Here is a 26,562-nt window from a genome sequence, read left to right on the forward strand (position 1 = left end):
GAACAGAGGTGTATCGCTTATGAACATAAAATCGTTTTACAAACACTACCATTTGATGCTCCTGCCGGGTATCTTGCTTCTCATTATTTTTCATCTCGTGCCGATGTTTGGAATCGCGATTGCGTTCCAAGATTTCAAAATCGGATTGGGCATATGGGACTCCCCTTGGATCGGCTTAGAAAATTTTACGTACATGTTTCAACTGAGAGACAGTAAAGTTATTTTCTTTAATACGGTATTTATTGCCGTGTGTAAAATTATTGCGCACCTTATCATTCCGCTTACATTTGCCATTCTACTCAATGAGATTAGATTCCGGATATTCAAAAGATGGGTGCAGACGGTTGTGTACCTGCCTCATTTTATCTCCTGGGTTATCTTGGCGGGTGTTGTGATGGATATGCTGTCGCTCGACGGCATTATCAACCATGCCTTGAAAGCGTTAGGTTTCGAGCCGATTATGTTTATGGCCAAAAACAGCTTGTTTCCAGGAATTGTCGTTAGTACAGACATTTGGAAAGAGTTCGGATTTGCTGCCATTATTTATTTAGCTGCACTAGCTGGCATTAACCCATCCCTCTATGAAGCGGCCGAAATGGACGGAGCTAATAGATTGAAACAGTTGTATTATATTACACTGCCGAGCTTGGTTCCTACTGTCGTTTTGCTGGCTACTTTGAGCATAGGCAATATTTTGAATGCAGGTTTTGATCAAATTTTCAATTTGTATAATCCTCTTGTCTACGAGTCAGGAGATATTATCGATACGTACGTGTACCGGGTAGGACTTGTACAGGCTCAATATGGCTTAGCTACAGCCGTCGGTTTGTTGAAATCAGCAATCGGATTCGTTCTCATCTTTATTTCTTACAGAGTTGCCTATACGTACGCGAATTACAGAATTTTCTAATGAAGCAGGTGAATGCCAGTGGTACGTAATAAGACGATTTCGGCTCGTATAACCGAAGCAGCTCTAGTCCTAGTGATGCTAGTCATCTCAGCCATGTCGCTCGCGCCCGTTGTGCACGTGTTCTCCGTCTCGTTTAGCGACAACGCGGCAGCGGCAGGGGGATTCGTTAAGTTCTGGCCTGTTGGCTTCAGTTTGGAATCGTATCGCAAAATTTTGGAAGAACCGCATTTTTTCAATGCGTTCTTAGTTTCTGTCAAACGGGTTTTGCTGGGCGGGGGAATCAATTTCGTATTGACCGTTATGATGGCGTACCCGTTGTCGAGAAGCAGCAAGGAATTCCCATACCGGAACGTGTATATGTGGTTCATGCTGTTTACGATGCTGTTCAGTGGCGGGATTATTCCGTTATATTTGACCGTCAAATCATTAGGGATGTTTAACTCCATCTGGGCGCTGGTACTGCCGGGTGCGGTGCCGGTTTTTAACGTTATTTTGTTAATGAACTTCTTCCGGAACTTGCCGAAGGAGCTGAGCGACGCGGGTTACATGGATGGTGCAGGACCGTGGTATATGATGGTCAAAGTCTATCTGCCGCTTTCGCTGCCAGCGATGGCTACTGTTACTTTATTCAGTATTGTCGGTCACTGGAATTCGTTCTTTGACGGTATGATCTTCATGCGCAGTGCGGAAAATTATCCACTGCAAACGTATATTCAGCAGCTCGTCGTCAACCAGAACGTGTTGGAACTTGATTCGACTAAGCTTGAGTTGCTGATGAAAGTATCGGATAAGACACTCAACGCTGCCAAAATCGTAGTTTCGATGGTGCCGATTCTGATCGTTTATCCGTTTCTGCAAAAGTATTTTATACATGGAATCATGCTCGGTTCGGTAAAAGAATAGACAAAAAGAGGTGCATATCCGATGGAGTGGAAGGTCATGACTTTCAATTTGCGATACAATGAGCCGAAAGATGGAGACAACGCATGGCCTCATCGTGTGAGGCGCGTTTCCCATACAATCCAAGAGCACGACCCTATTCTAGTTGGCACGCAGGAAGGCTATTATGACATGCTGACCGAGCTTCACGGGGAGCTGGATGCATACAATTGGATCGGCATGGGCAGGTTTGGCGAACACGAAAATGAGCATTGCGCTATTTTTTATAAGAAGGATGAGCTTGAGGTGCTGGAGGAAGGTCATTTCTGGCTTTCGGAAACACCTGAAGTAACGGCATCCAAAAGCTGGGATAGCATGTTCCCTAGAATGTGCACGTGGGTTCGATTCCTGGACAAACACAGTCAGAAAGCATTTATCGTGTACAACACCCATTTGGATCATCACAGTCAAGAAGCTAGAGAAATTGGTGTTAAAGTGATTTGGGATTATATTCGTTCGCATAAGTCCGAGCTTTCTTTACCCGTTATTTTAATGGGGGACATGAACAGTCATCCGAGCTATCCGCCTATCCGTTATTTGAGGGGGGAATACGGGGACGAAGGTCCGAAAGGGTGGCTAAAAGACGCTTATACCGTTATAGAAGGAAATGTAGGCAGAACTGCGCACGACTTCAAAGGTGGAGCAGACGAGGCGCCAATTGATTATATTTTCGTATCTCCCGAGGTGGAACTGCTGGAAACGACTGTCGATAGAAGGCAGGTTGAAGGGGGCTACCCATCGGATCATTATCCGATTATTGCTTCTTTGCGCTTGTCTTAAAACGGAGCAGATCAAGGAGAGCGACAGATGAAACATGTGGAAAGAATACGTTCAGTTACAACAATTACGAGAAGAATTGCTCATTCGGAGCAAAGCAATTATATCGAAGTACCTTTTGAAATGCCCAAGCATGCTGAGGAAATTGTAGTCAATTACGTGATCGAATCACACGGTGAACAGAAGGCTGTAATCGACTTGGGCCTGAGGGACACCGCCAGAGTGAGAGGCTGGAGCGGAGGAGCTCGCAAAGCATTTCGACTTGGAAAGGAACAATCAACTCCCGGCTATTTATCGGGTGATTTAACACCTGGAAACTGGGCGGTTCTGCATAACGCCTACAAAGTTCCGAGCGAAGGTTGTTCCGTAACCGTGACTATCGAATTTCTTTATAAGATACCTCGCTGGCTGAAAGGCGATCTACATACGCACAGCGTGAACAGCGACGGCACTTTTACGCTGGAAGAGAATGCGGCAAGGATGGAGGAACTCGGCTGTGATTTCATCGCCATGACGGATCACAATACGGTCAGCCAAAACATAACCTATCCGCGCCATACAAGCGTTGTTATGATACCGGGAATGGAATTCACAACGAATTTCGGACACAGCAATTTCTTGGGTGTTACCGATCCGATCCGTGATTTTCGGGTGAAGGGTCAGGAAGACGTCAATGCCAAGATTGCCGAAGCCCGTGCTAATGGAGCCAAAATCGTGATCAATCATCCGCACTGCGAGTATTGTCCGTGGGAATGGGATTTCAATGTAGATCATGACTGGGTAGAAGTATGGAATGGCCCCTTTACGGAGCGGAATGTTAGAGCGCTGAATTGGTGGCATAGTCAACTCGTCTCCGGCAGAAGGCTTGTAGCTGTTGGCGGCAGCGATACCCATCGTCCGGATCCGTACGTCAAGCATGCGATGCCATGCACATGGGTGTACGCTTCTGAGAAAACCGTTGACGGCATTTTGAGCGCTATTGGGCTGGGTCATGTGGTGATTACTTATGCGCCAAACGGGCCTTTTGTGGAGCTGAACTGCGGCTCTTATCGGGTTGGAGACATCGTTCCAGCAGGAGAGCGGAGCAGAGAAGTGTATTTGCAAGCCGAGGATTTGATGGCCGGAGATATGATCAAACTATTCAGCAACATCAGATTGGAAAAGGAAGTACTAGTGTCCTCAGACGGGGTGCTTTCCATCCATTTTGACGCAGAGGGAACAACGTTTGTACGCGCCGAAGTATGGCGGCATTTCGATGAGGTCAACATGACGCTTATGGCTGCGTTAACGAACCCGATTTATTTTGACTAGCTTTGAAAAAAATGAAAGCAGAAACACAACCTTTTGCATGTTAAAAGGCTGTGTTTTTTGTTTTTTCAATAGATAAGAATTTATATGTTTTGGGTTTTGGAGTAATCTATGCAGTTCATTGTGCGGATAAGGCAACTGAAGTAGCTTATTTGTCTTAATGACCCCGGCTATGATTGCATAAGTAAGCTAGGCTTGCTTATTGTTGGCTAATACACCATGGAAGTCTCGTTTATCAGCTAATAAGCATGCGCTGTGGTCTTATCTGACGAGATGCTCCGATATTAGAACGAATAAGCAAGGTAAGCTTGCTTATTCATTTCTAGCTAAACTGCTTTTCGTAGAAGGCCCAGGTTGTGCAAGACAGCTTGTAAGAGAGAATGCGAGTTGTACCGGAAGCAGGTCGTAATAGCTTCATCTGAGTAAGCTTATTTTGATTCGTAATGCCTCTATTGTAAAGAAAAAAACGCTCATCTCCTATTGGAGAGAGCGGTCTGTGTGCTTCAAAGCCGGTGATCAAAAAACTTAAAGGACCTAGTCACAGACTAGGTTTATCTTGCGATAAACCACTTCTAATGAGGTCGATTACTAGTGAATGACCTTAACAATAAATTTACTCAAATAATGTCGAAAATAAGAGGTATTTGGCGAAAAAATGCGGAATTTCTAGTGATAATCTGTAATCATAGAGATAAGTGGGGGCGATGACGATAATGAAGCTAAAAAGTATTCAAAGTAAATTTATGCTGCTGCTTGTTCCTCTAATTGTTGTTACTCTGTTTGGCATCGTTGCGTTCGCATACGTGAAGAGCAAGGGGTTGATTAATAACGAGATTGGGCTCAAAATGCAGCAGCAGCTAGAAAGTGTGACCAGCAGCATTAATGGAAAGCTTATTGTGCATCGTAAAGTGGGAGAAGTGCTTGCAAGGACAGTTGAGTTTGCACCTAACCAGTTGACTTTGGACAACTATAATAAAATACTAAGTAGTGATTTGAACACGAGTGAAGATACATTTGGTTTAGGAATTTTCTTTGAACCGTTCAAGTACAATGCCAAAACGAAATATTTTTCGTCTTACGCGTTCCGAGAAGGGGATAAAATTAACTTAACGCAAGACTATAACGCAGCCGATTATGATTATCCGCACTGGGATTGGTACAAAGTGGCTCAGGACACCAAGCAATCGGTTGCGTACTCGGATCCTTACTATGACGAACCGACGAAAGTCACCATGGTGACGGCGAGCGTACCCGTCTATGATCAAAAGAAGCAATTTCTCGCTGTTGTCACCGGTGATTTTAACCTAGCTCGCTTGCAAAAGCTTGTTGAAGAAACGAAGGTAGGCCGCACAGGCTGGGCGTTCATGGTCGATGCCAAAGGGAACTATCTAGCTTTGCCGGATAAGTCCAAGGTGATGAAGGTCAGTATGAATAAGGACCCGAACCCGTCGATAAGTGCGCTGGCGCCAACGCTGCTTTCACAGCCGAATGGCCAGTCCACCATTACAGATGACAAGGGAATTAATCGTATTTATTATCAAAAGATACCGGAAACAGGCTGGACGATTGCGCTCGTTATGCCAGAGAAAGAGCTGCTAGAGCCAGTTAAAAAGCTTGTCATATCTTTGGGCATAGGCGGCTTGATCGCGCTAGTCATTATGGTGCTTGTGATTATTTTATTCAGTCGATACCTTATTAACCTAATACGAAAAGCCAAAGCAATGGCAGGTCGCATTGCGGAAGGTGATTTAACGCAGCATATGGAAGTCAAAACAAGTGACGAACTGGGACAAATGGGGCATTCCTTCAATGAAATGATTCAGAGGCTTCGTACGATGCTTGGATCGATTTCGATGCACACGCACACCGTTGCTTCTATGTCCGAGCAATTATCGGCTAGCGCAGAGGAAACTTCGAGAGCGACGGAGCAGATTGCAGATTCCATCCAGCAAGTCGCTTCAAGTGCCGATGAGCAAAGTCACATGAATGATACGTCGAAAAAGACAGTTACCGATATCGCCAAGCGGCTTGTATCGATTGTGGACGGCGTTAAGAAGGTAAATGATTCGACAGAAAAAACGGCTGAGACAGCTGAAAAAGGGAATAGAGCAGTAGGCGAGGTAACCGAACAAATGAAGCTCATTCATCGCAACATGGAGCAATCCTCAATGATTGTAGATGAGCTCAGCGGGAAATCGCTGCAAATCGGGGAAATGATCACGTTGATTACATCGTTATCCAGTCAGACGAACTTGTTAGCACTCAATGCCTCGATTGAAGCAGCACGAGCTGGCGAGCACGGTAAGGGCTTCGCCGTAGTTGCGACCGAAGTTCGCAAGCTGGCCGAACAATCCGCGACAGCAGCGGACCGTATTCGCAGCTTAATCGGTGACATCCAATCTGAAATTAACAGTGCGGTAGATTCCATGAATAAGGGTACTCAAGCAGTCAATGATGGAACCTTAATGAGCGAAAGTGCGAAGGCGGCCTTTCTGGCTATTCTCCAAGCGGTAGAGGATGTTTTTGGACATGTGAAAGAAGTGTCTCAATCGGCTGTCTTCATTCAATCCGACTCGAAACATATGGTTGAGGTTGTCGAGCAGATTTGTGCCATTTCCAGTCAATCGCTAGAGAGCACACACAGCATAGCCGCAGCAGCAGAGCAGCAGCTTGCTTCCATGGAAGAAGTTAGCGCAGCATCTCAATCATTGTCCAAAATGGCTGACGAGCTCCAAGAGGTCGTCAAAGTATTTAAGGTATAATAAGTTTTGACAGTCCGAAGTTATTTGTCATCGGTGCCCCTGATATACTTGTCTTTGTTTTTGTAAACGTACCAAAAGGCAACTAGTACACCAACGATTAAAGCAATCGATAACCAGTGGTGAGAAATGAAGCTCCAGAGGGTATTCATGTGAGTACCTCCTCTAATTTTTTTGCATTAAGGATAGTTTTGGCAGGAGATGTTTGTTTCATGCATCGGGCTAGCAACAACATGAAAGGCGGAGAACCGTGAAGGTAACAAAAAACCGGAAGCCGTGGATGGCTTTCATGAGTGTTGTTGTATGGATGGTCCTAGTTCTGGTCGTGGCTGGTTGTTCGGCTCAAGTAATGGAAGGATCGGCTATACCGCAGGAATCGCCCATTGTAAGCAAGGAAACGCCTGCGGTTACGAGTAGCGCGACCATGCAGCCGGTAGCGGAAAGTCCTTCCGCAGAGGCATCATTGCAGTTGCCTGCAGCAGAGGCTAGAACAGAGGCTGCACCAGCGCCTAAAACAAAGCCTACAGCAGAGGCTACAACAAAGTCTACAGCAGAGACCGCGGCTTCCAAAACCGCTGCCATGCCTAAACAAGGAAGGCTCGTCATGCTGGATCCCGGACATCAGCGTCATGGGAATAATGCTCCTGAGTCGGTAGGTCCGGACACGCGGGAAACTAAGCCAAAGGTCAGCTCTGGCACGGTCGGTGTACGAACGAAAAAACCGGAATACGTGCTCAATCTGGAAGTTGCACTCCTGATCAAGGACGAGCTGGTCCGCCGTGGCATAGAAGTTGCGATGACCCGCGAGTCGCATGAGGTCGATATTAGCAACAAGCAGCGCGCGGATATGGCGAATGAAGCAGGAGCAGCGCTGGCTGTGCGTATTCATGCGGATGGCGATAGTTCACCGAAGACCAAAGGGTTTTCAGTGTTGTATCCGTCGGCTACCTCAGCAGCGGTGAAGCCTATCGCAGCAGAAAGCCATGAAGCAGCTAGCTTTATTCTAAAGCATTTGAAATCTGCAACGGACACGGCTGGAAGAGGACTATCAGCACGCAGCGACTTATCAGGCTTCAACTGGTCCAAAGTGCCAGTCGTGCTGGTCGAGCTTGGCTTCATGACCAATCCGGAAGAAGATGAGCTGATGTCCGAAGCTGAATATCAGAAGAAGCTGGCCCTAGGTATTGCAGATGGGATTGAGCAGTTTTTGAAAAGCCGATGAGCCCCTATACCTTGCAAAGCGAGCAATAACCTATAGCAAGTGCACGAGCTGTAATGATGTTTTTCATCGTTACAGGCGCGAAGGGATGTGGAATTATGTCTGTAACGATGTTTTACATTCTTACCGACGAGTAAAAAGCAGTTTTTATACACTGAGCGAAGCTGTAATGATATTTTTCATCGTTACAGATGCAAGGGGATGTGGAATCGTGTCTCTAACGATGTATTTCATCTTTACAGACGAGCAGCTGGCGGATTGGTATCTAAACGAGCGAGTGATAGCAAAGAGAAGTTCGTTCCCCATGCTCAAACATAGGCTTTAGACAAGAACCTGGCCATCGGCCAGGTTTTATTTGTGCTCAAAGGCGTATAATGTATAGTATATTGGTAAAAAGTTACCATTTAGGAAGAAGGGGGATCTGCCATGCTGCCATCTTTTTTCATTGCCCATGGAGCACCGAGTTTGGCGATCGAGCAGCATGCTTACACCGAGTTTTTGCAGAAGCTGGCCAAGAGCATTCCCGCGCCCAAAGCTATCGTGCTGTTCAGTGCACATTGGGAAGGTCCTGTGCAGAAGATTAGCTCGGCGATTCATCTGGAAACGATTTATGATTTCTCGGGTTTTTCAGAAAAGCTTTATGACATTAAGTACCCAGCTAAAGGGGATTTGACGCTAAGCTTGCATATACAGCGGCTGTTTCAGGAAGAGGGCATTCGTTGTGAGCTCGATGATGAGCGAGGCTTGGATCACGGGGCATGGGCACCGCTGTATATTATGTATCCAGATGCGCAGATTCCGGTGGTGGCGCTCTCTGTGAATCCGCGTTTGACGGCGGAAGAGCATTACCGCATCGGCGCGGCATTAGGCCCCTTGCGGGATGAGGATGTTCTCATCCTCGGCAGCGGAGGGACGGTTCACAATTTGCGCAGGCTAGATCAGAATAATCCTGTGCCGCAGGTGTGGGCGGTGGAATTCGATGAGTGGTTGGCGGAGCAACTGGAGACGTGGAATTTGGATGCGCTCGTACGATATGATGAAAGAGCACCTAACGCGCGTGAGGCGGTTCCGACGCCGGAGCATTTTGTGCCTTTGCTGCTTGCACTAGGTGCGGCAGACACTACACGCAGGGCTAAGCTGCTGCATCATAGCTTTCAGATGGGCACGCTGAGCTTGTGCTGTTGGATGTTTGGTGGGATGAGGAAGTCGTAGGCGGATATCGAAAAACCATGCCGATCGCTAATCTAGGAATCGCGCCTTATATTCAGGCTTCGGCAGCATGCAATGCTCCGCTTTGCCGAACCAGCGATAGCGGTTGCGTGCGACGAACGAATAGCCTAGATTCCTCAGTGGAGCGGGAATGATGATGGCTGCATACGCTAGGGGCCAAGCTCCACGCAGCCTTCGGGCAATGCGCAGCGCAGCGGTCGAACGGGTATAGGAGCGGCCGCCTTCGATCAGGACGATCGTGCTGATGATATCCGTAGGCAGGCTGTGCTGCTCGAGCAGCTTTTGGCCGCTATCCGACTGTAAGGAAGCGAAGCGGAAAATCCCCTTCGGGTCATTCCGCAGGATGAACTGAACAGCACCGCTGCACAGATTGCAGACCCCGTCGAACAATACGATGGCTTGGTCATCGGTGAGCTTGGTCATGGAATTGCCTCCTTTTTGGCGAGTAGAGAATAGTTGAGTGGTTGATGCAAAAAGTGCATCTAATTCCGGTGGTCAGACCGTCTATAAAGGTAGAAGCTGCAAATAGTGCAGCAAAAATGGCCCATTTTAGCCAATTCAACTTGTTTTGAAGAAATTAGCTGTAGTTTTTGCAGCAAATCTGCTTAAAACGCCTTTTTGAGCTCAATTTGATGCACAAAATGCATTAACTTGTTTAAACACGTCCATCGCGCCCAAAGAAGCATCCTAGCAACCTAGTCCATCACGCATATCTCTCCCTACTATACCTAATCACAGTCGCGGCTCCAACTACCTTTTGACCCGCTAGCACAAAAAGTCTTCTACCTATCGCATCACTAGCATATATATTTACTAGAACGATTAAGAGAAGAGGTGCAGCCCTGTTGAAATCATTGCCTTCATTCCGCCCCAAAAACCTTAGCGCCTGGCTCGTCCTTGGATGCTCTGTCATAGCCATAGTCGGTTGCAGCGATACGCCTGCCTCCTTACCAACGACCAGTCCGAATGCGGCTGAAGCCACGTCTGCCGCCGCATCGCCGCCAGCTACCAAACCTGCTGCCACAGCTGTGGAGACAGAACTGCCGTACAAATTCCCGCTAACGGGTTTGCCTACCGATAAAGAAGTGAAGAGCCGGCCCTTCATGGTCATGGTCGAAAATGCCCCGCAAGCCAGGCCTCAAACCGGCCTAGATCAAGCAGACATCGTCTATGAGATTCTCGCAGAGGGCGAGATTACGAGATTCGTCTCCGTTTTCCAGAGCCAAGCAGCGAAGACCATTGGTCCCGTGCGCAGCATACGCCCTTATTTCGTGGAGATCGGCGACGCGCTCGATGCGGTTATCGTTCATGCCGGCTGGAGTCAGGAAGCGATGGATATGATGGCAGGCCGCAAGCTGGCCCATCTCGATGAGGTGTACGGCGATGGCGCCTACTATTGGCGCGCGACCGATCGTAAGGCACCGCACAATCTCTATACCTCTGTGGATAAAATGAAGCAGGGCGCCGAGGCGCGCAAATTCCGCTCCGAATGGAACGGGCCGCTGCTCACTTTTGCCAAGGAGGGTCAAAGTCAACTTACCGGCGCAGCCGTGAATTATATTCAAATTCCTTATATTCAAGGATATTTCGCTTCCTATGAATATAATGCGGCTGAAGGTGTGTACAAGCGCAGCATGGAGGGCAAGCCGCATCTCGACAAGGAGACCGGCAAACAGCTGCAAACGAAAAATCTGCTCGTACTCGAGAGCAAGCATAAGATTGTGGACAAAGAGGGGCGCCGGACGGTGGATGTTTTTGGACCTGGTAAAGGTCTCATTCTGCAAGAAGGTAAATCTCAGCAGATCACGTGGGAACGCAAAAATGGCATGCTTCGCGCCTATGCGGAGGGTGGCAAGGAAGTGCCGCTGCTGCCGGGCAACACCTGGGTTCAGATCGTACCGGAGGGCACAGCGGTGAAAATGGAATAGCCATAGATAGGCGCAGAGAAGCCGCCTTGCTTGGGTTTAGAGCCAAGACGAGGCGGCTTTCTCGTGCGCTTTTTTGGAATTATTTTGAACTTGATAGTTGATGGCATTCACGGAACGCATAATGCTTACACCCAAGACATTGAGAGGGGTTAAGTTTTGTTAACGCAAAGCTAACCGCGTCACCTGTTTGTTCGAAAAAGTGTTCCTGCGTAATGAATTCGTCTAATCCTGTTTTTTGAAGCATTTCGCGTGGTTGGTTTTGTAGTTCGGAAAAGATTACGGTGCCACCGTGCTTGTTAAAGTGCTTGACGATACTTGATAAATTGGACTCCCCTGTGGTGTCCAGATAGGGAACATTGCCCATTTTCAATAGTAACACTTTGGGTTTGTAATGGATTTCGTCCATAATGGACTTCTCAAACATATTCGCAACCCCAAAGAACAAGGCTCCTTCGACGGTGTAGATACTGATTTGAGGGCAATTATGCTGCTCATTAACCATATGTGCGGCTACTTTTTCATTCTTATCCGAAGGGTCGGGCAAGACTTTTGCAGTAATTAGCAGGCCGCTCATATGTTTCACAAAAATAATACCTGACAAGACTAATCCGACTTCAACAGCGGTTGTCAGATCTGTAAACACAGTAAGAAAAAAGGTAATAAGCAAAACGAATGACTCCGCAGTTTTGGTTTTTAAAACGTGCGCGAACTCCTTGCGTTCGCTCATATTCCAAGCAACAACCATTAAAATAGGTGCCATACTCGCAAGCGGAATGTTCGAAGCATAAGGAGCAAATAAGAACAAAACCAACAGGACGACAATACCGTGAATGACCCCAGAGAGGGGAGACTCCGCTCCGTTTTTAATATTTGTTGCGGTTCGTGCAATAGCCCCTGTTGCTGGAATACCCCCGAACAATGGCGTTATCATATTAGCGATACCTTGACCAATCAATTCACGATTGCTGTTATGTCTGCTTCCTGACATTCCGTCAGCAACTACGGCTGAAAGTAAGGATTCAATGCCACCTAACATGGCTATTACAAAAGCGGGTTTTATTAAAGATTGAATGTGTTCAATGGAGAGTGCAGGTAAGTGTATGCTGGGCAGGCTATTTGGAATTGCACCGTAGATCGAACCGATGGTTGCAACTTTGTCAGGATAGAATATGGATGCTGCAACCGTAGAAATCAATAATCCCAATAATGAGCCAGGAATTTTAGGTAACAGCTTTGGTGTCAGAATGATAAGAACCAGACAAATCACAGCAGTTAAGATACTATACATATTGATTGTTGAAATGTGAATGCCTAATTCCTTCATATTGGCAAGAAACTCTTGGTGTTTCTCAAGATTATGCAATCCAAGGAAATTGGCAATTTGTCCTGTGAAGATGGTAACGGCAATTCCTGTGGTAAAACCTATTGTGACAGGACGTGGAATAAATTTAATTACACCACCTAATTTAAAAATCCCCATGAATAACAGAATGACTCCTGCCATAAAACCTGCGATAAGCAAGTTTTCGTACCCATACTGCATCACAATGGCAAATAGAATGGGTATAAATGCTCCGGTCGGACCGCCAATTTGAAACTTTGAACCACCAAATAATGAGATTAGTATTCCTGCTACAAACGTAGTATATAACCCGTATTCAGGCTTTACGCCTGAAGCAATTGCAAACGCCATTCCTAATGGAATGGCGACAATACCTACGATCAGACCTGAAATCAAGTCTTTTTGAAATTTTTTTCCATTATAGCCTTGGAATCTGCCACCGAAAGAGAGTTTCATATCTGATTCACCGACCTAAATATCTGATTATTTGAATATATATAAAATCATATATCTAAAATAATCTAGTGTCAATTTGAAATTTCTAGTTAAACAAGCGAAATAAACAAAAAAGAAGCAAATCGAGAATTACAACCGATTCACTCCTTTTTGTGATCTACTGATTTTTTATATTTTCTAACATTGAAATAGCATTCACAAGATGATTGTCAAAAATCTGCTTGGTAACCGTTAGCAGGTCTTTAATTAATGGGTCTGTTAGAGAGTATACAACAGAGGTTCCGTCTTTAATCCCACGGACTACGTTTTTATTTCTTAATACAGCTAACTGTTGTGAAACGGCAGAACCTTCACTGCCCAATATCGTTTGTATCTCATTAACGTTTTTGTCGCCTTCGACTAAAACTTCAAGGATTCTTATGCGCAATGGGTGTGCTAACGCCTTGAAAAAATCGGCTTTAAAATGCTGTATTTCTTGATACATAGCGTTCTCCCCTAAATATTAATATTCGAACATTTGAATATATAGAATATCATATCACAAGCTGGAAAGCATGGAAGCAAGTTTCAAAATCCTTTGCGTTTTTAAATACTTTTCAGTTATAGTATAAGTTATAAATATTTAAAAAATCAAATATATTGTTATTTGAAACTATGAGAATAAGGGTTGGGTCTGAATGCTCGTTGGTGACGAATTGTATATAGCTACAAGAAGGTATCTTATCGACTATGGAATGCGACATTTAAATGGATTAGGAGCAGACCATATTTGTAAAGTGTGCATTCAAAATGGCGGTTCTTGTTGTCGCAGTTGTAATCACTTAGTAGACCGTGTGGGCTGTCAGAATAGAAATACAAGCTGCACGGCTTGGTTATGCGGATACTTAAAATTATTATTTTACAAAGCAGGATTGATTAAAAATTGGCATACATTTTGGGATGAAGTTCCTGGTATTGATTTTAGAAAGGATTTTACCCCTCCGTTGGTGAAAATGACGACACATCTTGAAGTTCCTATGATGAGAGAACTGGGCGAAGCGCTAGCGAATGATCTTAAACTTAAGTTGAGTAGAGATAAGGATAATATCGATTTCATTGTATTGGCTAGTGATTTGGATGAGCTTATTGATGAGATTGAATTTGCTGGGAATTCAGATATCTCCACTCAATTAATAAAGAGGCTCAATTATTTAATCAAAGACTTTCATGAGTTTCAGCAAGCCATAAAAAACATTGAATTACACAAATGGGGAGAGAAAACGACTCAAGTGTAAAGAGGAGGGATTCTGATTTAATGACTACTTCTAGACAGATGGTTATTGAGCTAGGTCTTGATTACTTAAGAGATGTTGGATCAGACCAACTATGTAACATTTGTATAGCTAATGGAGGATCATGCTGTAAAGGCTGCAGAAACTTATCCTTTAAAAGTGGTTGTAGAGTTCGCAACACGAGTTGTACGGCATGGTTATGTGGATTTCTCAGGTACTTTCTTTATGAAGTAGATCTTCTTGAAGAATGGTATTCATTTTGGAAACAAGTGCCTGGGCGGGATTATCGGGAAGACTATACGCCAGATTATTTTGAATTTCAAAAAACTTTAGTAAAACGAGACCTTCGCTTTCTTAGCCACGAACTTGCAGAGGATTTAAGAATATTATCTGAAAATTATCCTGAACAAGGTTATATGTTTGTTTTAAGAGAAAGAATCGATAGTAACTTGGATCTTCTGTTTGACGGGGAAAATCCAGATAAAAGGGCTATTATTAAAAGTAATTTAGGAGCATTATCGAGCGAGTTTTACCGATTTCACAAAGCTCTTGAAACTTATCGTCAGCAGTTGGAAAAGGGGATCGAAGAATATACATCAAGTAAGTGGGAGTGATTCATATGTTCGAGAAAGCGCAATCCGGAATTATACGTATATCTGACGATGTTATTTCTATAATAGTTGGGCTCGCCGCCCTAGATACACCTGGGATTGCTTCTATGTCAGGCGGCATCTCCGAAGGCCTTGCTAAGCGCATGAGCGGAAAAAATGCGAAAAAAGGCGTGTTTGTCGAGGTTATGGAGTCAGAAGCCGCCATCCATCTACGTGTCATCGTCAATTATGGCACTATGATTCAGGATGTATGCCGGGATCTTCAAGAAAACGTTAGGGAAGCTGTGGAAAACATGACGGGGCTACGAGTTGTGGAAGTAAACGTAAAGGTAGAGAGTCTAGCAGTTAAGAAAGAATTGGACCTGTTATATAAAGAAAAATGAGCAGTTCGCAGTCTGCTCATTTTTCGATCATCTTATCGGCGCTTGCGTTTGGTTAAGGAGGTTTTGGAAGCTCCTTTTCCTCTAGGGCCTGAGCTTGATTTCTTCCGGCGTTTGCGTTTGGGTCTAATTATTTTTTCCAAGTCAGCCGATGAATTCACTTTTCCTTTGCCAATCGAACTTAAAATGGTTTTCACCATAGGTGCCATTTGTTGAAAGGTGCTCATGAACTTCTGGACCTTGCCCATTGTGCCGAGGATGCCGTCAATACCACCCATACGTTCAACGAAGCCGGAGATTTGCTTCAAATTCAAGCCGCTCAGTGGGTTAGACGAGGCACCACCTGCAGCTCCACCACCGCCACCTCCTAAGAGGTTGCTAAGGAAACCGCCACCGCCGCCACCACCTGCACCGCTAGGATTTCCACCACCGCCACCAAAAAATCCGCCACCAGCATTACCGCCGCTAGGGCTACCGAAGAGATTGCCGCCTCCTTCGAAAGGAGTAGGAAATCCTCCTCCGCCTTGTGAAAACAGATTACCGCCACCGCCACCGCCTAAGCCCGGATATTGCCCGAAGCCGCCCTCACCAATTTGCGGAGGTAAAGTTAAGCTTCTTGTGTACACCTCAGGACGATTACCGCCATTTCCAATGATTTGTCTTTGGTTGCTCACTAGGATTCACGATCCTTTATTATCAGATTTGTCTCCTACAGGATATGTCACTTGCCTACCGTTGGTATGGACGAATGTCACGGGTCTAGTTAAATGTCACAATTCACCTCATTAACGCATAGAAATTTTAACGTTTCGCAATCCTAAAGGAAGGATTTATACGTGACGTGTCGAATGATACACAGGAGCTTAAACAGATCTTATAAGCTAACATGCTTTTCTACCGGGAGTTGACAATCTATGCAATTAAAAAAATTAAATGATAAAGCAATAGACCAGCTTTTTGAAGCCGTGCTGACGCTCAAAGATATTGAAGAGTGCTATGTCTTTTTTGACGACTTATGCACCGTGAACGAGATTCAATCGCTTTCCCAACGCCTTGAAGTTGCTCGCATGCTGCGCAAGGGCTGTACCTATAACCAGATCGAAGCCGAGACGGGCGCATCAACAGCAACCATTTCTCGTGTCAAAAGATGCCTGAACTACGGAAACGACGGCTACGTGCTGACGCTGGATCGTTTAGGTCGTTAATGAAGTCGCTTTTCGAAAAAGAATTTAAGATCCTGCGTTACCTTGCGTAATGCGGGATTTTTCCTGTTTATTTGCAGGTCAATTGACATGTGTGAACACATTCGTTAGCATAGGATTTATAGGCATGGTTAGAACGGGTGGGGAAAACAAAATGAGTGAGTATGGTGTGCTAGTCATAAGCCATGGATCTCGGGATGAGGGCTGGGTTCAGCTAGTCGATGATGCCGTGTCTGCCGTCAGGATGCCAATGAATGTTCCGATCTACGCTTCATATTTAGAGTTGGTGGAAGGCCGATTAATTCAAGATGGTATTTACAGTTTAGAGGCGCAAGGCGTGACGGATATTATCGTCGTTCCACTGTTCGTGTCCTCTGGGAGTACACATATTGATGAAATCAGCTACGCCCTAGGTGTGATTGAACAGCCACTGCTCGAGACAGATATGGAACCTTTTGATATCAAGGCGCGCATTCATTTCACATCACCAATTGATGACGACCCAGTGATTGCTGAGATTATTTATGCGAAAATCAAAGAACTTTCCGAATCGCCAAGCCAGGAAATCGTCCTGCTTATCGGTCACGGAAGTAAAGAGAAGGGCTTCCATCTCAAGTGGCGCCAAGGCTTAGAGCTGCTCGCTGAGCGGTTGAAAGTGTTAGGCGGCTATGACGAGGCGGATGTCGCTATGCTTTTGCCGGATCAAGTGAAACAGAAGATGACAGGGTGGGCTCAGAAGAAGCCTGATCATACCGTCGTCGTTGCGCCGCTTTTTCTAAGTGAAGGCTATTTCACGACGCAAGTCATCCCGTCCCGCATGGAAGGGTTCGAATATCGGTACAATGGACGGGCGCTGCTGCCTAGTCCGCTAATTTCCAAATGGATCGAGAAGCAGATTGCTTCAGAAATCGCAGAAGGCGAAACAGGTGATGAGACGTAATGGTCAAAAGAGCAAGACTGATCTATAATCCGACTTCTGGCCGGGAAGAAATGAAAAAGCGTTTGCCAGAAATACTTCAGCGCCTGGAGCGCGGTGGTTTCGAAACATCCACTCACGCTACCATCGGTGAAGGCGACGCAACACTCGCGGCGGCACATGCCGTTAGTCGAGGCTTTGATCTAATTATTGCCGCAGGCGGAGACGGCACCTTGTGCGAAGTCGTCAACGGCATGGCCGAGAGGGAGGGCAGGCCCCCGCTTGGCATTTTGCCGCTGGGAACGACCAACGATTTTGCCAGGGCGCTAGGCATTCCTAAGAATTTGGAGTACGCCTGCGACCTGATCGTTCAGCAGTACACAACTGACATTGATGTAGGCAAAATCAACAACCGCTACTTCATCAATATCGCCGGCGGCGGCTCGATGACCGAGCTGACGTACGAAGTCCCAAGCAAGCTCAAGACCATGATCGGTCAGTTGGCCTATTATATGAAGGGACTCGAGAAGTTGCCTAGGCTAAAGCCGATTGAGCTGTACGTCAAGGCAGGCGACAAGGAATTTCATGAGGAAGTCATGATGTTCCTCGTCGGCAACTCCAACTCTGTCGGCGGCTTCGAGAAGCTGGCTCCGGAAGCGAGTATGAATGATGGGCTGTTCGATGTGCTGATTCTGCGCAAGTGTAATCTTGCAGAGTTCATAAGAGTGGTTACGCTCGCACTGCGCGGCGAGCATTTGAGCGATCCGAATCTGATTTATTTCCAAACGAATCATATTGAGATTAATTCGCCGGACTACGTCCAGTTGAATCTGGATGGGGAATTCGGGGGCACGCTGCCTTGTGTGATGACGAACTTGAAGAGTCATTTACAGATTATTGTGGATGAGTCGGGGCAGTCGATTTATAAGAAGACGTTCCTAGAGACGTTGACTACGCCGTTTCATTTGAGAGGGAATGGGCAAAGTCATGGGGATGAGGAGCAGGAGAAGCTAGAGTAGGGATAAGGTTAAAGGGAAAAGCTAAGTGCAAGATTAAGCCTAACTCTAATCCGCGATCCAACCCCCCTCCTGCCCCTTTTTGAATATTTAATAGATTAAAGTGAGGGTCATATGAAAGCAAAAGGTAGTTCTGGCTCAGTGTCAGGTAAACATAGAGGAACTGGAAATTTTGGGAAGACAGGGAATTCCGGAAGGACTGGGAATACAGGGAGTTCTGGAAAGATAGGGAATTCCGTCGCGAAAGCGGCTCCGGCTTGGATGGCCGATCTGCCGGTGCAGATTGGGCAGCAATATGAGGCTGAGATCATTGGGATCAGCCATGATGGCGAAGGGGTAGGCCGTGTGAACGGCTTTACCCTTTTTGTCGCTGGTGCGCTGCCAGGTGAGCGTGCACTTGTGCGGGTCGAGCATTTGAAGAAGCAGTATGGTTATGCTGCGCTTATGGAAGTGCTGGAAGTGAGTCCGGATCGGGTTGTTCCGGATTGTGGGATATATGAGGAATGCGGCGGCTGTCAGCTGCAGCACCTCAGTTATGAGGCGCAGCTTCGTGTGAAGCGCCAGCAGGTTGTGGATAATTTGCAGCGGATTGGGAAGCTGCAGGTTGTGGGGGAGCCGCGAATAGGTCATCTTGATGCAGGTGCTTCAGATGAAGGGATCATTGTTCATCCTACGCTGGGGATGACCGATCCGTGGCGGTATCGGAACAAGGCTCAGGTTCCTTTTGGGGAAGAGCAGGGCGGCCTCATCGGCGGATTCTATGCGCAGGGAAGCCATCGCATCATCAATATGGATGAGTGTTTGATCCAACATGAGTCGAACGACGAAGTCGTTGCTCGTGTAAAAGAGATCGGCGCGCGTCTCGGAATTCGCGCTTATAATGAAGAGCGCAATGACGGACTGCTTCGCCACGTCGTCGTCAAAGTCGGCTTCCGCACGGGAGAGATCATGGTGGTTTTGGTGACCAATGGTGTGGAGATTCCTCGCGTCGCCGAGTGGGTCGCGGGCATTCGAGCTGCACTGCCCGGCGTGAAGAGCATTTGCCATAACATTAATGTGAAACAGACCAATGTTATTTTTGGGGATGAAACTCGCGTCCTATGGGGCAGCGAGGTCATCTATGACTATATCGGCGATGTAAAATTTGCAATTTCCGCGCGATCGTTTTATCAAGTGAACCCCGTGCAGACGGAAGTCTTGTACGGGAAGGCACTTGAGTACGCCGCGCTGACAGGCGGCGAGACGGTGGTCGATGCCTACTGCGGCATCGGTACGATCTCCCTGTTCCTCGCCCAGAAGGCGGGACAGGTGTACGGGGTTGAGATCGTCGAGGAGGCGATCACGGATGCACGGAAGAATGCCGAGTTAAACGGCATGACGAACGTGCACTTCGAGGCAGGCCCAGCGGAAGTGGTCCTCCCCGAGTGGACACGTCAGGGCGTTCGGCCCGACGTGATCGTGGTGGACCCTCCCCGCAAGGGCTGCGATCCGGCGCTGCTCGCGACGATCCTCGAGCTGCAGCCGCGGCGCGTCGTCTACGTGTCGTGCAGCGCTTCGACACTCGCGCGCGACTTGCGCGTGCTCGTCGATGGCGGGTACGGCGTCGCGGAGGTGACGCCAGTGGATATGTTTCCGCATACAGTGCATGTGGAGTGTTGCTCACTGTTAGTTCGGAAAGACTAATAGTTGAGGTGCATTGGCGTATAAGCAACGGAGCGGGATAAGTCCCGCTTCTTTTCTTTTGACCATTTTTTTCAATAAGGGCAGCTGTACCCAGTCGCTAGCGAAAAAGCTATTACTACTTAGCCGAAATTAATGCTCGTAATGCCCCGCCAATATTTTTTGGGGTTGTTCCCTACACAAAAAACTAGCCCAATAGGGACAGGATGAGTCTATATTAAAATGTAGATCGCCAGTATACCTATTCTCCCAATTTATCGATGAAGAGGCTTATTATGGTGTCTGGAGTGAGATTGAAGAAAGGAACATTCCAATTTTTCTTGCTGGGGATGTGGATTTCAAATGGGGTACAGCAGCTTTTGATATTCCGAAATATGTAGAAAAAAATGCATTAGTACGTATGAAAAAGCTCTACAAATACTACTTAAATGACCTAAAAGGATCCGATAAAAACTTCCAATCTCAATAAGCAGGTTACAATGTCAACTACATCTCTTATCATATAGAGCTTATGTGACTTAAAGCCCTCTCTTTGTAGGGCTTTTTCACTATGAATGCAGGAAACTAGAATTTATGGGTCGAATGTATGAAGAAGCTATTTTATGAAGACAGCTTTCGACAAGAAAAAATGAAATCAGAACGAATATTTCCTGACAAATGTTTGTCGAAGCACTTTATTATAATCAGAGAAGTAAACAACGGAGGCAAAACACGAATGGCAAAAGAAAATTTAGTTACCAGTATGGAAGACAAATTATGGGCAGCAGCTGATAAGCTCAGAGGCAGTATTGCTGCCTCTAAATATAAAGATGTCGTACTCGGCATCATTTTTCTTAAATATATCTCCGATCGCTTCGACCAACGCTTTAACGAGCTAGTTGCCGAAGGTGACGGATTTGAAGATGATCGTGATGAATATGAACGCTTCAATGTGTTTTATGTCCCGGAGAAAGCACGTTGGAAATTCATTATTGAGCAGGCAACCAAGCCGAATATCGGTCAAGTCATAGATGAAGCTTTTATCGCGATTGAGAAAGAGAATAAAATTCTGACAGGTGTATTGCCAAAAATTTATTCCGGTGCAGATATCGATCAACGAAGAGTTGGCGAAGTCGTCATGGTATTTGAAAACTCGGATACACTTCTTATTGAAGAAGACGCTCTCGGTCGCGTATACGAATATTTCCTTGGGAAATTTGCGTTTATGCTCGGTCAAGGCGGCGGTGAATACTATACACCGAGCAGTATTGTTAAATTGCTTGTGGAGATGATTGAGCCATTCGAGGGTACAATCTATGACCCATGCTGCGGCTCCGGCGGAATGTTCGTTCAAGCTCAAAAATTCGTTAAGGCTCATGGCGGTAATGCCTTTAACCTGTCTGTATACGGTCAAGAATTGAATGCTGAGACCCGCAGACTTGCAACTATGAACCTTGCTATTCGCAGTATTGAAGCGAACCTTGGCAGCATTCACGATGATACTTTCCATGCTGACCAATTTAAAGATGAGAAATTTGATTATATTCTTGCTAATCCTCCTTTCAATATCAGTGATTGGGGACAGGACAGTCTGTTGACGGATTCGCGCTGGAAATGGGGAGTACCGGCTAGAGGTAATGCCAACTACGCATGGTTATCTCATATGCTTACTAAGCTAAAACCGTCTAAAGGTATTGCCGGAATTGTTCTCTCGAACGGCTCTTTGTCTTCTCAAACAGCTGGTGAAGGTAACATCCGTGCCCAGTTTATTGAAGAAGATTTGGTCGATTGCATCGTTGCATTGCCCGATAAGCTGTTCTTCACAACAGGTATTCCTGTATGCTTATGGTTCCTGCGTCGGGGTAAGAAGCGTAAAGGTGAAGTTCTCTTTATTGATGCTCGTGATAAGGGAGCGATGATAAGCCGCAAGTTACGTGAGTTGGAAGAACCGGATATTTCACTGATTTCGGAAACCTACCACAAGTGGCTAAAGAATGACGGCTATGAGGATGAAGCCGGTTTCTGCAAGTCTGCTAGTCTTGAAGAAATCCAGAAGCATGATAATGTGCTTACACCAGGGCGTTATGTCGGCGTTAAAGAGATTGAGGATACCGAACCTTTTGAGGAAAAAATGGAAAAGCTGGTTTCCGAGCTTGCAGATTTAATGTCGGAGTCTTCTCTGTTGGACGAGAAGATTAAGAAGAGTCTGGGGGCTATTGGGTATGAGTTTTGAGGGATGGAAAGAAGTAAAACTTGGTGAGGTTGCAGATGTACTTAGTGGCTTTGCGTTTAAATCCAACGATTTTGTAGATGAAGGTATTCCTGTTGTTAAAATCAAAAATATTGTGCCACCAATAATTGATTTAACAGATGTTCAGTATGTTACAGAAGAGCTATTTATTGAAAGAAATAAATATGCTTTAAATTATAACGATATCTTGATTTCCATGACAGGGTCAAATGTAAATCAAATTGCTTCAGCTGTTGGTAAAATTGGAAGAGTTAAATTATCCAATGTTAGGTTACTGTTAAATCAAAGGGTTGGAAAACTATTCATAACAGACACTGATAGCTGCGATCATGATTTTCTGTACTATTATTTAATTCAAGATGAAGTAAGGTATAATCTGGCTGCAAGTGCTGGAGGGAGTGCTAACCAAGCTAATATTAGTCCTAATCAGATAAAAAATATAGATTTAATGCTTCCCAGTTTAGATGAACAAAAAGTTATAGCAACACTCCTTTCTTCTCTCGACGATAAAATTATTCTCAACAATCGTATGAACAAAGTTTTGGAGCTGATGGCTCAAGCAATCTTCAAGCAATGGTTTGTTGATTTCGAGTTTCCTAATGAAAACTGTGAACCTTACAAGTCGAGTAGCGGTGAAATGGAATGGTGCGAGGAATTTGGTAAACAAATTCCAAAAGGGTGGAAATATGGGGAACTTGATGAATTGTGTGAAATCACTTCAAGTAAACGAATTTTCATGTCGGATTATGAGAACCATGGTGTTCCTTTTTTTAGATCTAAAGAGATTATTGAAAAGTTTAAAGGTAATTTGATATCAACCGAATTATTCATTTCAGAAAACAAGTTTAATGAGATAAAAGAGAAACACGGTTCTCCAAAACAAGGTGACATTTTACTAACTTCTGTAGGGACATTGGGAGTTCCTTATCTGGTTAAGGAAGAACGTTTTTACTTCAAAGATGGAAATCTTACTTGGTTTAGAAATTTTAATAAGCCATTCTTTAGTAAATTTATATATTACTGGCTGCTGTTTGGTGATGGAAAAAAACAAATTGATAGTATAACCATAGGCTCTACTCAAAAAGCTATAACAATACAAGGTTTAAAAAAAATGAAAATTATAATACCTTCCAATTATATTCTCGAAAATTATGAGAAATTAATTAGTAGTATTAGACTTAAATACGAGGTTAATATCGCACTAAATGCACGACTTTCCAGCCTCCGAGACACCCTCCTCCCTAAGCTTATGTCAGGAGAACTCGACGTGTCTGACATCGAACTATAGATTGGCGGTGATACTATGTTTAACGAGGATAGCTTAGAATCGATCGTTCTTGAACTACTTAAGGATGAGCTAAACTATACTGTTCAGAACGGTTATGATCTAGTACGCGATTTCCATACGGTTGTGCTGGAAGAGGAGCTTCGTGAAGCGCTATTTACACTCAATCCTGACTTGTCAAATGAAATTATAGAAGCGGCGCTTCGCAAGCTTTTATACATCGACGATGCCAGTCTGGTTGCTGCCAATCAGAAGTTTCACCGATATCTCATCGAAGGCGTTCGGATTGAAGTGTATGGTGAAGGCATCCCTTCTCGTATCGTCAAGGTAATAGATTTCGACCATCCGGTGAACAACACGTTTAAAGCCGTCAATCAGTATACTGTCATTCACAAAGCTGAGAAACGACCGGATGTTGTAGTATTCGTTAATGGATTACCACTCGTCGTTATTGAACTAAAATCAGCAGTACGCGAGGATGCGACTATACAGGATGGCTATTTGCAAATCAAGACGTATCAGGATATTATCAAACCCCTCTTTCACTATAATGCCTTTAGTATCATAAGCGATGGTGTGAACGCGAAATTTGGTTCAATTACGGCTGATTATGACCGCTATATGCAATGGAAGCAGGTAGATCGCCATTCTCCAATTGTAGATGAACCTCATATCGCTCAGATTGGCACATTAATGAAAGGGCTTCTGCATAAGGAACGGCTTCTTGATGTTATCCGTAACTACAGCTTCTTTGCTGGCGGCAAAGCGAAAATTATTTCTGGCTATCATCAATACTTCGGCATGAATAAAGCGATAGACAGTGTTGTTCGTGCGGTTGATAGTGATAAACGCGGCGGTGTTGTTTGGCATACGCAAGGCTCAGGAAAGTCATTTTCGATGGTATTTCTATCTGCGGGTCTTATTGCTCGTCTGAATAACCCTACTATCGTTGTGGTAACAGACCGGAATGACCTCGATGAGCAAATACATGGTACATTCAGCAACGCAGCGGATTTTCTTAGGCAAGCCCCTGTTCGTGCTGAATCCAGAGAACATTTAATTGAATTGCTGGAACATCGCTCCATAGGAGGCATCTTTTTCACTACAATTCAGAAGTTTACTGAAGAAACCGGCTTGCTATCGAATCGTCACGATATCATCGTAATAGCCGATGAGGCACACCGTTCCCAATATGGGATTGACCCCGATATCAAAATTGACAAAAAGACACTTGAAGCCGAACTCGTCTATGGTTATGCCAAATATCTGCGAGATGCCCTGCCGAATGCTACATTTATCGGATTCACGGGTACGCCGGTTGATTCTAATGATAAGTCAACCATTGGTGTCTTTGGAGAACTCATTGATGTATACGATATGACACAGGCGAAGCTTGACGGTGCGACCGTCGATTTGCATTACGAGAATCGCCTTGCTAAAGTGCATTTGGACGAAGGCATTCTCGATCAAATTGATAAGGAAGTTGCCAGTATTGAGGCACAAGGACTTACACCAGAAAAGATTGAAAAGCTGAAAAAGGACCTTGTCACAATGGAGGCAGTCATTGGTGACGAAGACCGGCTTAATCTTGTCGTAGATGATATTCTCGCCCATTATGATATCCGCAAAGATATGCTCAAAGGTAAAGCAATGATTGTTGCCTATTCACGCAAAATCGCATACCGCATGTATCAACTTATCAAAGAAAAGTCTCCTGAAATTGGTAACAAAATTGGGTTGGTGCTGAGCGATAGCAACAAAGACACTAATCAGGAAATGAGAGATATCATCGGCAATAAGCAACATCGCCAGACGCTCGCAAATCAGTTCAAAGATGATAACAGTGATATGAAGATCGCAATAGTCGTTGATATGTGGCTAACCGGCTTCGATGTTCCTAGCCTTGATACCATGTACATCGATAAAATTATGAAAGAACATAATTTGATGCAAGCGATCGCAAGGGTTAATCGTGTATATAAAGATAAACAAGCTGGACTGATTGTTGATTATATCGGGCTTAGTAAGTATTTGAAAGAAGCACTTAACACGTATACAAGCCGTGATAAAAACAGTATTCCTGAAATTGAAAAAGCTAAGGAAATTCTCATGACAGAAGTAGAAATACTTGAGGGTATGTTCCATGGCTTTGATTTCAGTAAGTACATGAATTCAACATCCAAAGAGCGGTTTGAATTGATTCAAGACGGCGTAGAGCATGTGCTTAAAGAGCGTGCGAAGGAAGTATTCCTTAAACATGTAGCGAGGCTCCAAAGCGCTTATAACATCTGTGCGACTGCTTTGAATTTTGCCGTTCGTGTACAAGTAAGCTTTTTCATGGCAGTAAAATCGTTTATCGTTAAGGTTGAACGTGATGGAATGCCAGATGTAGAAGCTTTTAAGAAGAAAATTACAGCGATGATTGAGCAAGCAATTATTAGAGACGGTGATGAAGTTGTATCCATCTCCGCTAAAAAGGAAAAGAGTCTTCTGTCTGTCGAAAATTTAGAAAAGATCATGGCAATGAAACGGAAGAATGTCGCTGCTACAATACTAAAAAAGTTAATCGACGATAAAATTAAATGGTTCGAGCAAACCAACATTGTTCGCTCTGGCTTCTTCTCTGAGAAATTGAAGAACATTGTTGAGCGGTACAATCAGGCTGAAGACATTGATGTGCTGATTACGCAGATGATTGATATTGCTCAAGAAATCGAGTCAGCAATCAATGAGGGTATCGATATGCATCTATCACCAGAAGAACAAGCCTTCTATGATGCTCTAGCAAAACCTGAATTGGTTAAGGAGCACTATCAATCGGATGTGCTTCGGGAGATGGCTAAGAACCTTATTCAACTTATATCTGAGAACAAGACACCAGATTGGTACAAACGAAATGATGCCAAAGCAAACATGCGATCACTCATCAAACGCTTACTTAAAAAATATAAGTACCCGCCTGATGAAATCCCGGAAGCGACTGAACTTGTCATAAAACAAGCGGAGTTACAGATGAAGTATAATCTGTATTCAACACAACCTGACCGTAGTAATTATCAAATAGCCGCTGACAATAAGGGCGTATATGAAATTTAATCAACTT

General features: G+C 44.9%; 23 protein-coding genes. 18 read left to right on the top strand and 5 right to left on the bottom strand.

The features are described from left to right. The first annotated feature begins 19 nt into the window (after positions 1 to 19). The 5 genes from GC102_RS00260 (at position 20) to GC102_RS00280 (ending at position 6,696) form a co-directional block, all read left to right on the top strand. Positions 20 to 910 carry an ABC transporter permease gene (locus GC102_RS00260; protein WP_171687710.1) on the top strand — a complete coding sequence of 297 codons (891 nt, stop codon included), beginning with the start codon at positions 20 to 22 and terminating at the stop codon, positions 908 to 910. 18 nt (positions 911 to 928) lie between these two features. Next, entirely contained in the window at positions 929 to 1,813 is an 885-nt protein-coding gene (locus tag GC102_RS00265; RefSeq protein WP_171687711.1) for a carbohydrate ABC transporter permease, read from the top strand. A 21-nt stretch (positions 1,814 to 1,834) separates the two neighbouring features. After that, positions 1,835 to 2,629: an endonuclease/exonuclease/phosphatase family protein gene (locus GC102_RS00270; protein WP_171687712.1), complete on the top strand. Its 795-nt coding sequence runs from the start codon at positions 1,835 to 1,837 to the stop codon at positions 2,627 to 2,629. 27 nt (positions 2,630 to 2,656) lie between these two features. Next, positions 2,657 to 3,937 (top strand): CehA/McbA family metallohydrolase, encoded by a 1,281-nt coding sequence (locus GC102_RS00275; RefSeq protein WP_171687713.1) that lies wholly within the window; start codon positions 2,657 to 2,659, stop codon positions 3,935 to 3,937. A 710-nt stretch (positions 3,938 to 4,647) separates the two neighbouring features. Continuing rightward, entirely contained in the window at positions 4,648 to 6,696 is a 2,049-nt protein-coding gene (locus tag GC102_RS00280; RefSeq protein ID WP_246320660.1) for a methyl-accepting chemotaxis protein, read from the top strand. Positions 6,697 to 6,716: 20 nt separating this feature from the next. Here GC102_RS00280 and GC102_RS39935 read toward each other — a convergent pair whose 3' ends face one another. After that, complete coding sequence (locus tag GC102_RS39935; protein ID WP_281367107.1) at positions 6,717 to 6,845, bottom strand: hypothetical protein; 129 nt, start codon at positions 6,843 to 6,845, stop codon at positions 6,717 to 6,719. Between the two features lie 98 nt (positions 6,846 to 6,943). Between GC102_RS39935 and GC102_RS40235 the strand changes: the two genes are divergently transcribed. After that, on the top strand, positions 6,944 to 7,915 hold the full coding sequence (locus GC102_RS40235) for an N-acetylmuramoyl-L-alanine amidase family protein (RefSeq protein WP_171687714.1): 972 nt from the start codon (positions 6,944 to 6,946) through the stop codon (positions 7,913 to 7,915). 423 nt (positions 7,916 to 8,338) lie between these two features. Beyond that, complete coding sequence (locus GC102_RS00290; RefSeq protein WP_171687715.1) at positions 8,339 to 9,124, top strand: DODA-type extradiol aromatic ring-opening family dioxygenase; 786 nt, start codon at positions 8,339 to 8,341, stop codon at positions 9,122 to 9,124. Between the two features lie 27 nt (positions 9,125 to 9,151). On the opposite strand, the gene GC102_RS00295 is transcribed toward GC102_RS00290, so the two are convergent. Next, positions 9,152 to 9,565: a thiol-disulfide oxidoreductase DCC family protein gene (locus tag GC102_RS00295; protein ID WP_171687716.1), complete on the bottom strand. Its 414-nt coding sequence runs from the start codon at positions 9,563 to 9,565 to the stop codon at positions 9,152 to 9,154. A gap of 422 nt (positions 9,566 to 9,987) precedes the next feature. On the opposite strand from GC102_RS00295, the gene GC102_RS00300 reads away from it, so the two are divergent. Continuing rightward, positions 9,988 to 11,070 carry a DUF3048 domain-containing protein gene (locus GC102_RS00300; protein WP_171687717.1) on the top strand — a complete coding sequence of 361 codons (1,083 nt, stop codon included), beginning with the start codon at positions 9,988 to 9,990 and terminating at the stop codon, positions 11,068 to 11,070. A 79-nt stretch (positions 11,071 to 11,149) separates the two neighbouring features. Here the strand turns inward: GC102_RS00300 and GC102_RS00305 are convergent, their stop codons facing one another. Both GC102_RS00305 and GC102_RS00310 read right to left on the bottom strand, forming a co-directional pair. Further along, complete coding sequence (locus GC102_RS00305; protein ID WP_171687718.1) at positions 11,150 to 12,868, bottom strand: SulP family inorganic anion transporter; 1,719 nt, start codon at positions 12,866 to 12,868, stop codon at positions 11,150 to 11,152. 157 nt (positions 12,869 to 13,025) lie between these two features. Continuing rightward, on the bottom strand, positions 13,026 to 13,352 hold the full coding sequence (locus GC102_RS00310) for an ArsR/SmtB family transcription factor (protein ID WP_056829088.1): 327 nt from the start codon (positions 13,350 to 13,352) through the stop codon (positions 13,026 to 13,028). A gap of 193 nt (positions 13,353 to 13,545) precedes the next feature. Here GC102_RS00310 and GC102_RS00315 point away from each other — a divergent pair, with 193 nt between their 5' ends. Genes GC102_RS00315 through GC102_RS00325 form a run of 3 tightly spaced genes read left to right on the top strand, consistent with a single transcriptional unit; the run spans position 13,546 to position 15,133 of the window. Then, on the top strand, positions 13,546 to 14,142 hold the full coding sequence (locus tag GC102_RS00315; protein WP_171687719.1) for a hypothetical protein: 597 nt from the start codon (positions 13,546 to 13,548) through the stop codon (positions 14,140 to 14,142). Positions 14,143 to 14,162: 20 nt separating this feature from the next. Further along, on the top strand, positions 14,163 to 14,753 hold the full coding sequence (locus GC102_RS00320; protein WP_171687720.1) for a hypothetical protein: 591 nt from the start codon (positions 14,163 to 14,165) through the stop codon (positions 14,751 to 14,753). 5 nt (positions 14,754 to 14,758) lie between these two features. Continuing rightward, positions 14,759 to 15,133: an Asp23/Gls24 family envelope stress response protein gene (locus GC102_RS00325; protein WP_171687721.1), complete on the top strand. Its 375-nt coding sequence runs from the start codon at positions 14,759 to 14,761 to the stop codon at positions 15,131 to 15,133. A 32-nt stretch (positions 15,134 to 15,165) separates the two neighbouring features. Here the strand turns inward: GC102_RS00325 and GC102_RS39005 are convergent, their stop codons facing one another. Beyond that, a complete protein-coding gene (locus GC102_RS39005) occupies positions 15,166 to 15,804 on the bottom strand; it encodes an aminotransferase (RefSeq protein ID WP_216627900.1) in 639 nt (212 codons plus the stop codon). 240 nt (positions 15,805 to 16,044) lie between these two features. On the opposite strand from GC102_RS39005, the gene GC102_RS00335 reads away from it, so the two are divergent. The 7 genes from GC102_RS00335 (at position 16,045) to GC102_RS00365 (ending at position 26,555) form a co-directional block, all read left to right on the top strand. Next, positions 16,045 to 16,335 carry a YerC/YecD family TrpR-related protein gene (locus GC102_RS00335; RefSeq protein ID WP_029198698.1) on the top strand — a complete coding sequence of 97 codons (291 nt, stop codon included), beginning with the start codon at positions 16,045 to 16,047 and terminating at the stop codon, positions 16,333 to 16,335. A gap of 151 nt (positions 16,336 to 16,486) precedes the next feature. Beyond that, positions 16,487 to 17,272: a sirohydrochlorin chelatase gene (locus GC102_RS00340; protein WP_171687775.1), complete on the top strand. Its 786-nt coding sequence runs from the start codon at positions 16,487 to 16,489 to the stop codon at positions 17,270 to 17,272. After that, on the top strand, positions 17,272 to 18,267 hold the full coding sequence (locus tag GC102_RS00345; protein ID WP_171687722.1) for a diacylglycerol kinase: 996 nt from the start codon (positions 17,272 to 17,274) through the stop codon (positions 18,265 to 18,267). Before GC102_RS00340 ends, GC102_RS00345 begins: the two co-directional genes overlap by 1 nt. Before the next feature lie 258 nt (positions 18,268 to 18,525). Next, complete coding sequence (gene rlmD, locus GC102_RS00350) at positions 18,526 to 19,947, top strand: 23S rRNA (uracil(1939)-C(5))-methyltransferase RlmD (protein WP_246320661.1); 1,422 nt, start codon at positions 18,526 to 18,528, stop codon at positions 19,945 to 19,947. 712 nt (positions 19,948 to 20,659) lie between these two features. Next, positions 20,660 to 22,156 carry a type I restriction-modification system subunit M gene (locus tag GC102_RS00355; RefSeq protein WP_171687724.1) on the top strand — a complete coding sequence of 499 codons (1,497 nt, stop codon included), beginning with the start codon at positions 20,660 to 20,662 and terminating at the stop codon, positions 22,154 to 22,156. Further along, complete coding sequence (locus tag GC102_RS00360) at positions 22,146 to 23,462, top strand: restriction endonuclease subunit S (protein ID WP_171687725.1); 1,317 nt, start codon at positions 22,146 to 22,148, stop codon at positions 23,460 to 23,462. Before GC102_RS00355 ends, GC102_RS00360 begins: the two co-directional genes overlap by 11 nt. A gap of 15 nt (positions 23,463 to 23,477) precedes the next feature. Next, entirely contained in the window at positions 23,478 to 26,555 is a 3,078-nt protein-coding gene (locus GC102_RS00365; RefSeq protein WP_171687726.1) for a type I restriction endonuclease subunit R, read from the top strand. Positions 26,556 to 26,562: the final 7 nt, after the last annotated feature.

The organism is Paenibacillus germinis (assembly GCF_013141785.1).
Classification (GTDB): Bacteria; Bacillota; Bacilli; order Paenibacillales; family NBRC-103111; genus Paenibacillus_E; species Paenibacillus_E phytorum.

Bases quoted from the DNA above. Each gene is read 5' to 3' on its own strand.
- GC102_RS00280 (WP_246320660.1), top strand. From the start codon at position 4,648: ATGAAGCTAAAAAGTATTCAAAGTAAATTTATGCTGCTGCTTGTTCCT.
- GC102_RS00290 (WP_171687715.1), top strand. From the start codon at position 8,339: ATGCTGCCATCTTTTTTCATTGCCCATGGAGCACCGAGTTTGGCGATC.
- rlmD (WP_246320661.1), top strand. From the start codon at position 18,526: ATGGCCGATCTGCCGGTGCAGATTGGGCAGCAATATGAGGCTGAGATC.
- GC102_RS00275 (WP_171687713.1), top strand. From the start codon at position 2,657: ATGAAACATGTGGAAAGAATACGTTCAGTTACAACAATTACGAGAAGA.
- GC102_RS00295 (WP_171687716.1), bottom strand. From the start codon at position 9,565: ATGACCAAGCTCACCGATGACCAAGCCATCGTATTGTTCGACGGGGTC.
- GC102_RS00310 (WP_056829088.1), bottom strand. From the start codon at position 13,352: ATGTATCAAGAAATACAGCATTTTAAAGCCGATTTTTTCAAGGCGTTA.
- GC102_RS39935 (WP_281367107.1), bottom strand. From the start codon at position 6,845: ATGAATACCCTCTGGAGCTTCATTTCTCACCACTGGTTATCGATTGCT.
- GC102_RS00315 (WP_171687719.1), top strand. From the start codon at position 13,546: ATGCTCGTTGGTGACGAATTGTATATAGCTACAAGAAGGTATCTTATC.
- GC102_RS00320 (WP_171687720.1), top strand. From the start codon at position 14,163: ATGACTACTTCTAGACAGATGGTTATTGAGCTAGGTCTTGATTACTTA.
- GC102_RS00355 (WP_171687724.1), top strand. From the start codon at position 20,660: ATGGCAAAAGAAAATTTAGTTACCAGTATGGAAGACAAATTATGGGCA.
- GC102_RS00270 (WP_171687712.1), top strand. From the start codon at position 1,835: ATGGAGTGGAAGGTCATGACTTTCAATTTGCGATACAATGAGCCGAAA.
- GC102_RS00365 (WP_171687726.1), top strand. From the start codon at position 23,478: ATGTTTAACGAGGATAGCTTAGAATCGATCGTTCTTGAACTACTTAAG.
- GC102_RS00345 (WP_171687722.1), top strand. From the start codon at position 17,272: ATGGTCAAAAGAGCAAGACTGATCTATAATCCGACTTCTGGCCGGGAA.
- GC102_RS00260 (WP_171687710.1), top strand. From the start codon at position 20: ATGAACATAAAATCGTTTTACAAACACTACCATTTGATGCTCCTGCCG.
- GC102_RS00360 (WP_171687725.1), top strand. From the start codon at position 22,146: ATGAGTTTTGAGGGATGGAAAGAAGTAAAACTTGGTGAGGTTGCAGAT.
- GC102_RS00335 (WP_029198698.1), top strand. From the start codon at position 16,045: ATGCAATTAAAAAAATTAAATGATAAAGCAATAGACCAGCTTTTTGAA.
- GC102_RS00305 (WP_171687718.1), bottom strand. From the start codon at position 12,868: ATGAAACTCTCTTTCGGTGGCAGATTCCAAGGCTATAATGGAAAAAAA.
- GC102_RS00340 (WP_171687775.1), top strand. From the start codon at position 16,487: ATGAGTGAGTATGGTGTGCTAGTCATAAGCCATGGATCTCGGGATGAG.
- GC102_RS00325 (WP_171687721.1), top strand. From the start codon at position 14,759: ATGTTCGAGAAAGCGCAATCCGGAATTATACGTATATCTGACGATGTT.